This is a genomic window from Haloferax namakaokahaiae, from assembly GCF_042663225.1.
Taxonomy (GTDB): Archaea; Halobacteriota; Halobacteria; order Halobacteriales; family Haloferacaceae; genus Haloferax; species Haloferax namakaokahaiae.
In genome coordinates this window covers 1360796-1373501 of the sequence record NZ_JBHTAA010000005.1, presented here as the reverse complement: position 1 = coordinate 1373501, position 12706 = coordinate 1360796, and the positions used below count along the sequence as shown (strand labels likewise).

Sequence of the window (12706 nt, the reverse complement as noted above, 5' to 3'; positions counted from 1 at the left end):
TCCATTCCGATTCCGGACGTTTTCCGTTCCGCTCCCGAACGTTCATTAGACAGAACGGGCCCACCCCGACCCGATGATTCGGAACTTCTCGTCGGCAACGCGCGGAGTCACGCCGGTAGTCGGCGTCGTCGTGCTCGTCGGCATCGTGGTCGTACTTGCTAGCGTCGTCGGCACGGCAGCGCTCGGGATGGCAGCATCGACGCCGTCGCCGTCACAACCGACGGCGCTCTCGCTCGACGTGAACGGGCAGTCGATTTCGCTCACGAACGAGGCGGGACCCGCACTCGACGTTCACATGCTTCGGCTCACGATTTCGGTGGACGGAACGCCGATTCGGTTCCAACCGGCGGTTCCGTTCTTTTCGGCTCGCGGATTCGCTCCCGGTCCGACTGGGCCGTTCAACTCGGCGTCTGATTCCACGTGGTCCGTCGGCGAGACGGCGAGTCTCGAACTCGCCGGGACGAATTCGCCGCGCATCGAGTCGGGGTCGGAGGTGGTCGTGCGGGTCTATCGAGGGGAGATGCGAATCGCGTCGCTCCGAGCGATTGCTGGGTGACGGTGTGCGGAATAGCAACGATGAGGAGGGCGGTCGATTACTCGTCGGGAGCGCGTGCCACGGTCACGATGGCGCGCGGGCTTCCGGGCTGTCGCTGGAGGATGTGGTGTTCGATATCGACGAAGCCGGCGGCTTCGAACATCCGGTCGGCCTCTTCCTCGTCGTAGAACAGCATAATCGCGTCCGCGAGTTTCTGGAAGACGCCCGTCTTCGGGTAGTCGGGACCGACGACGAGCACCTTGTTGCCGGGTTTGACGACGCGGCGGAACTCTTCGAGCGCGGTCACGGGATTCGGCCAGTATTCGATAGAGCCGGAGGACCAGATGACGTCGAACGAGTCGTCTGCAAACGGCAGGCGCTCGGCGTCGCCGCGGTAGAACCGAACTTGGTCGTTCTTGCCGAACTTCTCCCACGCCTTCTGCATCTGGTGGATGCTCTGGTCGAGACCGTGCACGTCGTCCGTGTAGCGGAGCAGGCCCTCGGTGCCGAAGCCCGTGCCACAGCCGACGTCGAGGACGCGGTCTCCCTGTTGGATGTCGAGCAGTTCGAGTGCCTCGTCGCGCATCTCCTCGTTCCAGATGAAGGGATTGACCTGGTCGTACACCTTCGAGAGATACTTGTAGAACAGGCGTGCCCGCGCTTTGTTTTCGAGGACTCCCATTGGCGCGAGGTTAGGACTCACTCATGATAACGGTGCGGATTCATCGCGCATATTCGGTCGAATTCGATGCGGTCGCTCACTCGCTCTCGACAACGTTCCGCAAACACCTTATACGGCGCTCGTGCAACGTTCCTGTGATACGAGTATGCCGAGACAAGAGGTTCTCGAACAAATCAAATCGGTCGAGCAGGAGGCCGACGATATCGTTGAGCAGGCCGAGGCCGAACGTGAGGAACTCGTCGCGGAGGCACGCCGAGAGGCGGACGAGATTCGCTCCGAAGCCGAGGCGGAGGCGAACGAACTCGAAGCCGAGCGCTTAGCCGAAGGGCGCAAGGAAATCGAAGAAGAGCGCGAGCGTATCCGCGAGGAAGGTGAAAAAGCACGCGACGAACTCATCGAAGAGGCGGAAAGCCGCATCGACGATGCGGCCGAGTACGTCATCAGTACCTTCGAGGAGGCGGTGAATGCTCAGACCTGAGCAAATGAGCAAGGTCTCGGTGACCGGTTCCAAGGGCATCATGTCCGAGGTCATCGAGTCGCTTCATGAGCTGAAACTGCTCCACGTCTCCGAGTACGACGGTTCTTGGGAAGGCGAGTACGGCTTCGACTCCGGGTCGCCCATCGAGGGTGCCGAGTCGGCGTCCGACAAACTCGTCACCGTCCGGTCGCTCAAGAGCATCCTCGGCGTCGAAGCGAGTGACGCCGGTCGCCAGCGCATCGTCCCCGACGACGCGCTCGGCGAACCCCTCGAAGAGATTCGTGACGAGGTCAACAGACTCGATGACCGCCGCTCCGAACTCCAGGGGAAGCTCCGCGACGTGGAAGAAGAAATCAAGGCGATGGAGCCGTTCGTGGACCTCGGTCTCGACCTCGACTTGCTGTCGGGCTACGACTCGCTCCAGGTCGTCGTCGGCCAGGGCAAACTCGACGCCGTCGAGCGCGCACTCCTCGACGACGACGACATCGACTCCTTCGAAGTGTTCTCCGGTGAGAAGACCCACGCAGTCTTCGCACGCCCCGTCTCCGACGCATCCGAGACGGCGCTCCTCGACTCGCTCGTCGGGACGGAGTTCACGACGCTCGGAATCCCGGACGCTTCGGGAAGCCCCGAAGAACACATCCGCGACCTCGAGCAGCAACAGCGCGAAGTCGAATCCAAACTCGACACCGTCGAATCGGAACTCAACGACCTCAAGGTCGAAGAAGGCGAGTTCCTGCTGGCCGCCGAAGAGCGTCTCGCAATCGACGTTCAGAAGACCGAAGCGCCGCTCTCCTTTGCGACGACCGAAAATGCGTTCGTCGCCGAAGGCTGGATTCCGACCGGCGACTACAACGCCTTCGCAAGCGCGCTGAAGAACGCCGTCGGCGAGCGCGTTGACGTCGAAGAACTCGAACGCGCGGAGTTCTCGCACGACGGCCACGACCACGCCACGGAGAGCGTCTCCGAGAGCAGCGGGACACCGACTGCGGCAGACGGTGGCGTCGTCACGATGAACAGTGACGAACCGCCAGTCGTCCAGCAGAATAGCGGTGCGGTCAAGCCGTTCGAACTGCTCGTGAAGGCAGTCAACCGACCGAACTACTACGAACTCGACCCCACGGTCATCCTGTTCCTCACGTTCCCGGCGTTCTTCGGGTTCATGATCGGTGACTTCGGATACGGTCTCATCTACACCGCAATCGGCTACTTCCTCTACGCGAAGTACGACGATGGGGCGCTCAAGAGCATGGGCGGTATCACCATCGCTGCCGGTGTGTTCACTACCATCTTCGGTATCCTGTACGGTGAGATATTCGGGCTACACCTGATTGCCGACTACTTCTGGCACGACGTCGTCGGCCTCGCACACGCCCCGATAGAGAAGGGTCTCTCGCCGGCGACTGCTGAGTGGGCGCTCGGTTGGCTCACCGTGAGCGTCATGCTCGGGATTATCCACCTGAACATCGGTTACATCTTCAAGTTCGTCGATGTGTCGAACCTCCACGGTGCTAAGGAGGCCGTGTTCGAAGCCGGGTCGTGGATTCTGATGCTCAACGGGCTTTGGATCTGGATCTTCAGCCCTGCGCTCGGAAACATCCCGCCGGACTTCCTGTTCACCACGTTCGCCGCTGACGGCGTGCTGCCGATTGGCTTTACTGGCTTCCCAGCCGTCGTCGGCTGGGCTGGCCTCGGGCTGTTCTTCGTCGGTCTCGGACTCCTGGCGATGGCGGAACCCGCAGAACTCGTCGAGTTCATCAGCGTCCTCTCGAACGTCCTGTCGTACACTCGTATCGCCGCCGTGCTGCTGGCGAAAGCGGGTATGGCCTTCACGGTCAACCTGCTGTTCTTCGGCGTGTACGTCGATGACCACGGTGGCTGGCACTTCGGTCTCGGAGGAATGCCCGACGCCAGTGCCGTGGCGGCACTCGGACCGGGTGAAACGCTGAGCTACCACGGCTACGAAGTGACCGAAATCTTGTTCGGCGGCTTGGTCCACGGTGGGGCGGCGACGCTCCTCCTCGGTCTCGTCGTCCTCGTCGTCGGTCACCTGCTCGTCCTCGCACTCGGTGTCACGAGTGCCGGCCTGCAGGCCGTCCGTCTGGAGTACGTCGAGTTCTTCGGCAAGTTCTTCCAAGGCGGCGGCAAGGAGTACGAGCCGTTCGGCTACGAGCGCCAGTTCACGGCTGAAGACTAGCCTTCTCACTGGCACTTCTTTATTCTTCAGTTTTCGAGAGTCATTTTTTGCGGAAACACCACGAACAGCCGGTCGAATAACGCGATATTGGCCGATTGTTTTGGGAACCTTTATGAGACGTCTTGCAACACATACGAACGTTCGGAGACGACAATCCGGTACTTAGGAACACACTATGATTGAAGCAATTGAACCCCTCATGACTGCACTGCAGAGTGAAGCAGCTTCCTCCCCAGCAATCGAAGCCCCAGCCGCAGCGGCCCTGTCCGTCGGTATCGCCGCATTCGCAGCTGGCTACGCAGAGCGTGGCATCGGTTCGGCCGCAATGGGAGCCATCGCAGAGGACGAGTCGCTCTTCGTTAACGGACTGATTCTGACGGTCCTTCCCGAGACGCTCGTCATTCTCGCGCTGGTCGTTGTCTTCCTGGTCTAAACCACCCCTTCCTTTCCATCATGAGTTTGGACAACGTCGTTGAGGACATCCGAGAAGAAGCCAACGCACGCGCGGAGGAAATCAAAGAGAGCGGTGAGGAGCGAGCAGCAGAGATTCGCTCTGAAGCCGAAGCCGAAGCCGAAGCGCTCATCGAAGAGCGCGAAGCCGCTGTCGAGCGTCAGCTCGAACGCGAGCGTGAACAGGCACTCTCTAGCGCCAAACTCGAAGCCAAGCAGGCTCGACTCGGCGCTCGCCGTGACGTGCTGGAGCGTGTTCGCTCGCAGGTCGAAAGCGAACTGGCTGGCCTCGAAGGCGACCGCCGTGAGGAGCTGACCCGTACGCTCCTCGATGCGGCAGCGGTCGAATTCGAAGACGAGGACGAAGTCCACGTCTACGGTCGTGCCGACGACTCCGACCTGCTCGAAACCATCCTCGCCGACTACGACGGCTACGAACTGGCCGGCGAGCGCGACTGCCTCGGTGGCGTCGTCGTCGAGGGCGCGAACTCTCGCGTTCGAGTGAACAACACCTTCGACTCTGTCCTCGAAAGTCTCTGGGAGGACAACTTGAAGGAAGTGAGCACGCGATTATTCGACGACCAATGAGCACTGCAGGCGGCTCGAATCCGGAATACGTTATCGCTCGTGTTCGAGCACGACGCAGTGCCCTGTTCGGGAACGAAGAGTACCGCAAACTGGTCCGCATGGGGCCGGCCGAAATCGCCCGTTTTATGGAGGAATCAGAGTACGAACGTGAGATCAACGCCCTCGGAAGCCGTTTCTCCGGTGTCGATCTCATCGAGTACTCGTTGAACCGCAACCTCGCAAAGCAGTTCAACGACATCCTCGACTGGGCGGACGGTTCGCTCTACGACCTTATCGCGCGGTACCTTCGGAAGTTCGACGCGTGGAACGTCAAGACCATCATCCGTGGCATCTACTCCGAGACCGACCGTGACACGGTCGAAGTCGATCTGATTCGCGCCGGTGAGTTCGACGACCGCTTCCTCTCCCGGCTGCTCGATGCAGCCGAAATCGAGGACGTCATCGAACTGCTCTCGGGGACTATCTTCGGCGATGGTCTCGCGGCCGCCTACGACGACTACGAGGACACCGGTGTTCTCGTCCCGTTGGAAAACGCCATCGACCGTGCCTTCTACGAGCAACTGCTCGAAGGTCTCGTCGTCGGCGAAGAGGCACAGCAGTACCGCGAGTTCCTCGAAGCAGAAATCGACTTCCGTAACGCCCGCAACGCACTTCGCATCGCACGCAGCGGCGCCGAACTCGACCCCGTCGAGTACTTCATCGAAGGCGGCACCCTGTTCCGTGCGAGCGAACTCGCCGCGCTGGCGAACAGCCCGAGCGAACTCGTCTCGAAGATTCGTGACAGTCGCTACGGTGACCGACTCTCCGGTGCGCTCTCTGACCTCGACGAGGCAGACAGCCTCATCGGGTTCGAGCGCGCACTCGATTCGGCGCTCTTGAAGTACGCGGACTCGCTCGGGTACGTGTACCCACTTTCGGTCACCCCTATCGTCTCGTATATCCTCGCCAAGCAGCGCGAGGTAGACAACATCCGGGCCATCGCCCGCGGCCGCGAGGCCGGGCTTGACCCCGATGCAATCGAGGAGGAACTGGTCATCCTATGAGCCAGGAAATCGCAGTAATCGGCAGTTCGGACTTCACCACCGGCTTTCGCCTTGCGGGTGTCCGCAAGTGTGAGAACGTGCCGGACGGGGAGAAGCCAGAAGCACTCGACGGAGCCGTGACCCGCACGCTCGAGGACGAGGACGTCGGCATCATCGTGATGCACGAAGACGACCTCGACTACCTCTCGCGCGGCGTCCGCCAATCCGTCGAACGGAGTATCGAACCGACACTCGTCACACTCGGCGGGTCTGGTGGCGCGAGCGGTCTCCGCGACCAGATTAAGCGAGCAATCGGTATCGATCTGATGGACGAATAACAACAATGAGTCAGGCAACACAAGATTCCGTCCGCGAAGACGGCATCATCGCAAGCGTGAGTGGTCCGGTCGTGATCGCCCGCGACCTTGACGCCCGTATGAACGACGTTGTGTACGTCGGCAAAGAAGGGCTGATGGGCGAAGTCATCGAAATCGAGGGTGACCTCACGACCATTCAGGTGTACGAGGAGACCTCCGGTGTCGGTCCCGGCGAACCCGTCGAGAACACGGGCGAACCGCTGACCGTCGACCTTGGTCCCGGCATGCTCGACGCCATCTATGATGGTGTCCAGCGGCCGCTGGACGTCCTGGAGTCCAAGATGGACTCGGCGTTCCTCGACCGCGGTGTTGACGCACCCGGTATCGACCTCGAAAAGAAATGGGAGTTCGAACCCGCAGTCTCCGAAGGCGACGAGGTCGCCCCCGGTGACATCGTGGGAACCGTCCCCGAGACGGTCACCATCGAACACAAGGTCATGGTCCCGCCGGACTTCGAAGGCGGCGAAGTCGTCGCCATCGAGGCGGGCGAGTTCTCCGTCACCGAGGCGGTCGTCGAACTCGACAACGGCGAAGAAGTCACCATGCACCAGGAGTGGCCGGTTCGCCGCGCCCGCCCATCGAAAGACAAGAAGACGCCCCGTGAACCACTCGTTTCGGGGCAGCGTATCCTCGACGGTCTGTTCCCCATCGCAAAGGGTGGGACGGCCGCGATTCCGGGTCCGTTCGGCTCCGGAAAGACGGTTACGCAGCACCAGCTCGCCAAGTGGGCCGACGCAGACATCGTCGTCTACGTCGGCTGTGGTGAGCGCGGAAACGAGATGACCGAGGTTATCGAGGACTTCCCGGAACTCGACGACCCGAAGACGGGCAACCCGCTCATGGCTCGGACGTGCCTCATCGCAAACACGTCCAACATGCCTGTCGCAGCACGTGAGTCCTGTATCTACACGGGAATCACCATCGCGGAGTACTACCGCGACATGGGCTACGACGTGGCACTGATGGCCGACTCCACCTCCCGGTGGGCAGAGGCCATGCGCGAGATTTCCTCGCGTCTCGAAGAGATGCCCGGCGAAGAGGGGTACCCTGCGTACCTCGCCGCCCGTCTCTCCGAGTTCTACGAGCGCGCAGGCTACTTCGAGACCATCAACGACCAGGAGGGTTCCGTCTCGGTCATCGGCGCAGTGTCGCCGCCGGGTGGGGACTTCTCCGAGCCGGTCACGCAGAACACCCTGCGTATCGTGAAGACGTTCTGGGCACTCGACGCAGACCTCGCAGAGCGTCGTCACTTCCCGGCTATCAACTGGAACGAGTCCTACTCGCTCTATCAGAGCCAGCTCGACCCGTGGTTCGTCGAGAACGTCAAGGACGACTGGCCGGAAGAGCGCCAGTGGGCCGTGGACGTGCTCGACGAAGAGAACGAGCTGCAAGAGATTGTACAGCTCGTCGGTAAGGACGCACTCCCAGAGGACCAGCAGCTGACGCTCGAAGTCGCTCGCTACCTCCGCGAGGCGTACCTGCAGCAGAACGCGTTCCACCCGACGGACACGTTCTGTTCCCCGGAGAAGACCTACGGCATCCTCACCGCGATTCACACGTTCAACGACGAGGCGTTCAAGGCGCTCGAAGCCGGCGTCCCCGTCGAGGAAATCCAGTCTATCGACGCCGCGCCGCAGCTCAACCGCATCGGCGTGCAGGAAGACTGGGAAGTGTTCATCGAGGAGCTCAAAGATGAGATTACGGAGCAACTCCGCGCACAGTACTGAACCATGAAAGAATACCAAACTATCACCGAAATCAGCGGCCCGCTGGTGTTCGCCGAAGTCGATGAGGCAATCGGTTACGACGAAATCGTCGAAATCGAGACGCCGCAAGGCGAGACCAAGCGTGGACAGGTCCTCGAATCCAGCGACGGTCTCGTTGCGATTCAGGTGTTCGAAGGCACGACTGGTATCGACCGGAACGCGTCCGTCAAGTTCCTCGGAGAGACGCTCAAGATGCCCGTGACCGAGGATCTCCTCGGTCGCGTGCTCGACGGGTCTGGCCAGCCAATCGACGGCGGCCCGGACATCGTCCCCGACGAGCGTCACGACATCGTCGGCGCTGCAATCAACCCGTTCTCGCGCGAGTACCCCGAAGAGTTCATTCAGACGGGTGTGTCGTCCATCGACGGCATGAACACGCTCGTTCGCGGCCAGAAGCTCCCAATCTTCTCCGGCTCTGGGCTTCCGCACAACGACCTGGCACTGCAGATTGCACGTCAGGCGACCGTGCCGGAAGAGAGCGGCGAAGACGACGAAGGCTCCGAGTTCGCAGTCATCTTCGGCGCGATGGGTATCACCGCAGAAGAGGCGAACGAGTTCATGGAAGACTTCGAGCGCACGGGCGCACTCGAACGCTCCGTCGTCTTCATGAACCTCGCGGACGACCCCGCAGTCGAGCGGACGGTCACGCCGCGTCTCGCACTCACCACCGCAGAGTACCTCGCCTTCGAGAAGGACTACCACGTCCTCGTCATCCTCACGGACATGACGAACTACTGTGAGGCACTCCGCGAAATCGGTGCGGCCCGCGAAGAGGTTCCGGGTCGCCGTGGTTACCCCGGGTACATGTACACCGACCTTGCCCAGCTCTACGAGCGCGCAGGTCGTATCAAGGGTCGTGACGGGTCTGTCACGCAGATTCCGATTCTCACCATGCCCGGTGACGACGACACGCACCCGATTCCCGACCTGACCGGATACATCACCGAGGGGCAGATCGTGATGGACCGTGACCTCAACAGTCAGGGTCTCCGCCCGCCGGTGAACGTGCTGCCGTCGCTCTCGCGTCTCATGGACGACGGTATCGGTGAGGGCCTCACCCGCGAGGACCACGCCGACGTCTCCGACCAGATGTACGCCGCGTACGCCGAGGGTGAAGACCTTCGTGACCTCGTGAACATCGTCGGTCGTGAAGCACTCTCCGAGCGCGACAACAAGTACCTCGACTTCGCCGAGCGCTTCGAGTCCGAGTTCGTGAATCAGGGCTACGACACCGACCGCCCGATTTCCGAGACGCTCGATATCGGCTGGGAACTCCTCTCGACGCTTCCGAAGACGGAACTCAACCGTATCGACGAAGAACTCATCGAGGAGTACTACAAGGAAGACGCCGAAGCCGTCGAAGCCGAAGCGTAATCTCACCCGTTTTCTCTCTTTATCGACGCCGTGAGCGACGGCGTTCGCAACAGCGACAGTCGCCGGCGACGACTCCACCACTCGTCGCCGATAGCGCCGCCGTCGCCGCATAGAACCTTATCCTCCGGTGACGTGTGCTCGTCATGGGCAGTTTGTACCGCATCCCGATTCGCGTCGTCGCGCTCGCGGATGCGCCGTTTCGAGACCGGGTCGAGCGCGTCCTCGAACCGCTCTCACCCGACTTCGTCGAGACGATTACCGACGTAGAGGCCGCCACGGACCCACCCGATTGCGTCGTCGTCGCCAGCGACGACCGAACGCAAATCGAAACCGCGCTCACCGAACTCGCCGACTCGCCTGTCGTCGTCGTCCACCCGCTCGACGGCGACCTGAGCGTGGCCGCGGCGTTCGACACCGGCGCGGCAGACGTGGTCCCGATAACCGAGACGAACGTCTTCGAACGCCTGCCGGACCGAATTCGGAGCGTCGTCGCGTGGCGGCGCGAGAAAGAGCCCGCGAGCGAGCGAATCACCGAAGACCTCAAAGAGCGCGCGATGGACGCCGCACCCGTCGGTATCTCGCTCGCGGACGCGTCGTTGCCGGATCAACCCCTCGTCTACATCAACGACTTCTTCGAGTCGATGACGGGATACGGACCCCGAGAGGCGCTGGGTCGCAACTGCCGCTACTTGCAGGGTCCCGAAACCGACCCGGCGGCCGTCAGCAAACTCAGAGAGGCCGTGAACGCCGAACTCCCTGCCTCGGTCGAACTCCTGAACTACCGACGCGATGGCGAGTCGTTCTGGAACCGTATCGACCTCGCGCCCATCCGCGACGAGACGGGCGAGGTGACCCACTACGTCGGCTTCCAGACGGATATCACCGAGCGCGTCCGCGCCGAAGAGGCCGCCGAGCGCTACGCCGCCGAAGTCGAGACGGAGCGTGCGCGACTCCAGCGCCTCGTCGAACACATCGAAGGCTTACTCGAAGACGTGACCAGCGCCCTCGTTCGCGCGGAGTCGCGGGTCGAACTCGAACGGTCGGTCTGCGAGCGAGTCGCCGGGACCCCTGAGTTCGCGTGCGCGTGGATTGGCGGGTTGGACCTCGCACCCGATACGATCGCGCCGAGCGTCTGGGGAGGAACGGCGACCGACTCGCTGTCGAATCTGCGCATCGACCGCACCGACGCAGACCCCGTCGCCGAGGCCGTCAGGACGCAGTCTATCCGGGCCGCGTACGACGCTGACGGGGCGATACATCCCCAAGCAGACGTGCCATATTCGGGCGTCATCGCGGTTCCGTTAGTCCACCGAGAGACGCTCTACGGCGTCCTGTGCGTCTACGCCGAGGACGGTCCCATCGACTCGGACGTACACGTCGTCTTCGGGTCGCTGGGGCGGGCGGTCGGAGCGGCCATCGACGCGTTCGAGAGTCGGCGCACGCTGCTGTCGAACGCGGTGGTCGAACTCGAAATCGACCTGCTCGACTCGGCCCAACCCCTCGTCAGATTCGCGTCGCTCGCCGAGTGCCGTCTCGAATACGAGGGGTTGACTTCGCACGACGACGGCACGGTGAGCCTCTTCGTCTCGACGACGCCGCCGGCATCGCTCGAACGTCCGAACGACGCTATTGCCGGGGTTCGTTCGGCGACGGACCTCGTCCAACGCGACGGTGCGGGTCTCTCCGAACTCCGATTCGCGCCCGACTCGCTCGTCGAGCGCATCGCCGATAGCGGCGGGCGTCTGGTTGACCTCGCGGCCGACGCGGATGGCTGCCGAGTGACGGTGGTCGTCCCCGACCGCGCCGTCGGACGCGCACTGCTCGGCGACCTTCGGGCGGCGGAGGGGGGTATCGAACTTCGGGCCGTCCGCGAGCGAGCGACCCCGCCGCAGACCCGCCGGGAGTTCGTCTCACAACTCGGTGACGAACTGACCCCCCGACAACACGCCGCCCTCCAAGTCGCGTACCTCGGCGGCTTCTTCGAGTGGCCACACGGTATCACCGGTGACGAACTCGCCGCGACGATGGATATCTCGCGGGCGACGTACCACCAGCACCTACGGGCGGCAGAGCGAAAGCTCGTCTCGCATTTCTTCGAAGCTAGCCCGAGCTAGCCACGATATGACTGTGCGCTTTATATTCTCCCACTTCGTTCTGTCTCCCGAGTGACCTGTTTGTGGCCGTCACAGCACACCCTGAAACCCCGTCCTCCGTCGCAACTCGCCGTGTCGCGTGGTTCATGTTCGAATGTACCTGGTTCGTCGTTGCCGCCGCGACCGCGCTCTGGGCAATCGGCGGGACGCTCTCGACCGAGTTGCGGTACGTTCCGCTTCTCTTGAGCATCGTCGTCTTCGGACTCCCGCACGGGGGTCTCGACCACGTCACCCTGTCTCGTGGCCGCGGCCGTGACCTCTCGCTGCGCACGCTCGCGGTCGGTGGTGCGTTGTATTCGCTCTTGGCTATCTCCTACGCAATCGTCTGGTTCGTCGCACCGACCGCCGCGTTCGTCGCGTTCCTCCTCTTGACGTGGATTCACTGGGGGACTGGCGACCTGTTTCCGATGGTCCTGTTGGTCGAACGAACCCATCTCGACACGCGACTTCAACGGGTGTTCGCGGCGGCCTCGCGCGGTGCGATTCCCCTCGTCGTCCCGATTCTCGCCCACCCGGTGACGTATCGAGACGCCGCGGTGGCCGTGGTACGACTGTTCGACCCGACTATCTCGCTCGCGTGGCTGACCGCACCGACGTTTCGAATCACCCTCGGCCTCGGTTTCACCGCGCTGGTGTTGACGGCGCTGTCCGCCGGCCGACTCGGTGTCTCCGATGCCGAGGCACGTCGGTCGTGGTACTACGACCTCACCGAGACGGCGCTGTTGGTCCTGTTGTTCGTCGTCTTACCGCCTATCGTCGCGCTGGGCGTGTACTTCCCGCTGTGGCACTCGACGCGCCACCTCGCGCGGATTGCGCTGCTCGACGACCGAACCGCCGGGCCGCTTCGGGAAGGGCGAGTCTGGCGGACGGCACTGACACTCGGGTACGACGCCCTCCCCATGACTCTCGGTGCGCTCGTCATCTTCGCGGTGCTCGCGGTGGCCGTGCCCGCACACCTCGGGTCGATGCAGGACCTCGCGGGCGCGTATCTCGTGTTGCTCGCCGTGTTCACCCTCCCGCATACGATAATCGTCACGTGGCTCGACAAGCGACAGCACATCTGGTGAGAGTCGCCCCGACCGTC

Annotated in this window: 12 protein-coding genes; 11 read left to right on the top strand and 1 reads right to left on the bottom strand. The window is 62.6% G+C overall.

Annotation, left to right across the window (positions count from 1 at the left end; all coding sequences use genetic code 11):
* Positions 1–73: 73 nt before the first annotated feature.
* Positions 74–556, top strand: a complete 483-nt coding sequence (locus ACFQJC_RS14850; protein WP_390224796.1) for a type IV pilin domain-containing protein — start codon at positions 74–76, stop codon at positions 554–556.
* 37 nt (positions 557–593) lie between these two features.
* Here the strand turns inward: ACFQJC_RS14850 and ACFQJC_RS14845 are convergent, their stop codons facing one another.
* Positions 594–1217 carry a methyltransferase domain-containing protein gene (locus ACFQJC_RS14845; RefSeq protein ID WP_390224794.1) on the bottom strand — a complete coding sequence of 208 codons (624 nt, stop codon included), beginning with the start codon at positions 1215–1217 and terminating at the stop codon, positions 594–596.
* Between the two features lie 145 nt (positions 1218–1362).
* On the opposite strand from ACFQJC_RS14845, the gene ahaH reads away from it, so the two are divergent.
* The 10 genes from ahaH to ACFQJC_RS14795 all read left to right on the top strand — a co-directional run bounded on the left by ahaH (position 1363) and on the right by ACFQJC_RS14795 (position 12689).
* Positions 1363–1695 (top strand): ATP synthase archaeal subunit H, encoded by a 333-nt coding sequence (gene ahaH / locus ACFQJC_RS14840; protein WP_390224792.1) that lies wholly within the window; start codon positions 1363–1365, stop codon positions 1693–1695.
* A gap of 4 nt (positions 1696–1699) precedes the next feature.
* Positions 1700–3892 carry a V-type ATP synthase subunit I gene (locus ACFQJC_RS14835; RefSeq protein ID WP_390224790.1) on the top strand — a complete coding sequence of 731 codons (2193 nt, stop codon included), beginning with the start codon at positions 1700–1702 and terminating at the stop codon, positions 3890–3892.
* A gap of 175 nt (positions 3893–4067) precedes the next feature.
* Positions 4068–4325 carry a F0F1 ATP synthase subunit C gene (locus tag ACFQJC_RS14830; protein WP_390224788.1) on the top strand — a complete coding sequence of 86 codons (258 nt, stop codon included), beginning with the start codon at positions 4068–4070 and terminating at the stop codon, positions 4323–4325.
* A gap of 20 nt (positions 4326–4345) precedes the next feature.
* Positions 4346–4930: a V-type ATP synthase subunit E gene (locus ACFQJC_RS14825; RefSeq protein ID WP_390224786.1), complete on the top strand. Its 585-nt coding sequence runs from the start codon at positions 4346–4348 to the stop codon at positions 4928–4930.
* The gene (locus ACFQJC_RS14820) at positions 4927–5973 is read left to right on the top strand and encodes a V-type ATP synthase subunit C (RefSeq protein ID WP_390224785.1); all 1047 of its coding nucleotides are present in this window, start codon (positions 4927–4929) and stop codon (positions 5971–5973) included. The genes ACFQJC_RS14825 and ACFQJC_RS14820 overlap by 4 nt, the downstream gene beginning before the upstream one ends.
* Positions 5970–6290: a V-type ATP synthase subunit F gene (locus tag ACFQJC_RS14815; RefSeq protein ID WP_390224783.1), complete on the top strand. Its 321-nt coding sequence runs from the start codon at positions 5970–5972 to the stop codon at positions 6288–6290. Before ACFQJC_RS14820 ends, ACFQJC_RS14815 begins: the two co-directional genes overlap by 4 nt.
* A gap of 5 nt (positions 6291–6295) precedes the next feature.
* Positions 6296–8056 (top strand): ATP synthase subunit A, encoded by a 1761-nt coding sequence (locus ACFQJC_RS14810; protein WP_390224782.1) that lies wholly within the window; start codon positions 6296–6298, stop codon positions 8054–8056.
* Between the two features lie 3 nt (positions 8057–8059).
* Positions 8060–9469, top strand: a complete 1410-nt coding sequence (locus tag ACFQJC_RS14805) for an ATP synthase subunit B (RefSeq protein WP_390224780.1) — start codon at positions 8060–8062, stop codon at positions 9467–9469.
* Between the two features lie 143 nt (positions 9470–9612).
* Positions 9613–11583: a bacterio-opsin activator domain-containing protein gene (locus ACFQJC_RS14800; RefSeq protein WP_390224778.1), complete on the top strand. Its 1971-nt coding sequence runs from the start codon at positions 9613–9615 to the stop codon at positions 11581–11583.
* A 125-nt stretch (positions 11584–11708) separates the two neighbouring features.
* Positions 11709–12689 carry a Brp/Blh family beta-carotene 15,15'-dioxygenase gene (locus tag ACFQJC_RS14795; RefSeq protein WP_390224776.1) on the top strand — a complete coding sequence of 327 codons (981 nt, stop codon included), beginning with the start codon at positions 11709–11711 and terminating at the stop codon, positions 12687–12689.
* Positions 12690–12706 lie beyond the last annotated feature (17 nt).

Excerpts from the sequence above, each read along its gene's own strand:
- ACFQJC_RS14850 (WP_390224796.1), top strand. The coding sequence starts at position 74 with ATGATTCGGAACTTCTCGTCGGCAACGCGCGGAGTCACGCCGGTAGTC.
- ACFQJC_RS14845 (WP_390224794.1), bottom strand. The coding sequence starts at position 1,217 with ATGGGAGTCCTCGAAAACAAAGCGCGGGCACGCCTGTTCTACAAGTAT.
- ahaH (WP_390224792.1), top strand. The coding sequence starts at position 1,363 with ATGCCGAGACAAGAGGTTCTCGAACAAATCAAATCGGTCGAGCAGGAG.
- ACFQJC_RS14835 (WP_390224790.1), top strand. The coding sequence starts at position 1,700 with ATGAGCAAGGTCTCGGTGACCGGTTCCAAGGGCATCATGTCCGAGGTC.
- ACFQJC_RS14830 (WP_390224788.1), top strand. The coding sequence starts at position 4,068 with ATGATTGAAGCAATTGAACCCCTCATGACTGCACTGCAGAGTGAAGCA.
- ACFQJC_RS14825 (WP_390224786.1), top strand. The coding sequence starts at position 4,346 with ATGAGTTTGGACAACGTCGTTGAGGACATCCGAGAAGAAGCCAACGCA.
- ACFQJC_RS14820 (WP_390224785.1), top strand. The coding sequence starts at position 4,927 with ATGAGCACTGCAGGCGGCTCGAATCCGGAATACGTTATCGCTCGTGTT.
- ACFQJC_RS14815 (WP_390224783.1), top strand. The coding sequence starts at position 5,970 with ATGAGCCAGGAAATCGCAGTAATCGGCAGTTCGGACTTCACCACCGGC.
- ACFQJC_RS14810 (WP_390224782.1), top strand. The coding sequence starts at position 6,296 with ATGAGTCAGGCAACACAAGATTCCGTCCGCGAAGACGGCATCATCGCA.
- ACFQJC_RS14805 (WP_390224780.1), top strand. The coding sequence starts at position 8,060 with ATGAAAGAATACCAAACTATCACCGAAATCAGCGGCCCGCTGGTGTTC.
- ACFQJC_RS14800 (WP_390224778.1), top strand. The coding sequence starts at position 9,613 with ATGGGCAGTTTGTACCGCATCCCGATTCGCGTCGTCGCGCTCGCGGAT.
- ACFQJC_RS14795 (WP_390224776.1), top strand. The coding sequence starts at position 11,709 with ATGTTCGAATGTACCTGGTTCGTCGTTGCCGCCGCGACCGCGCTCTGG.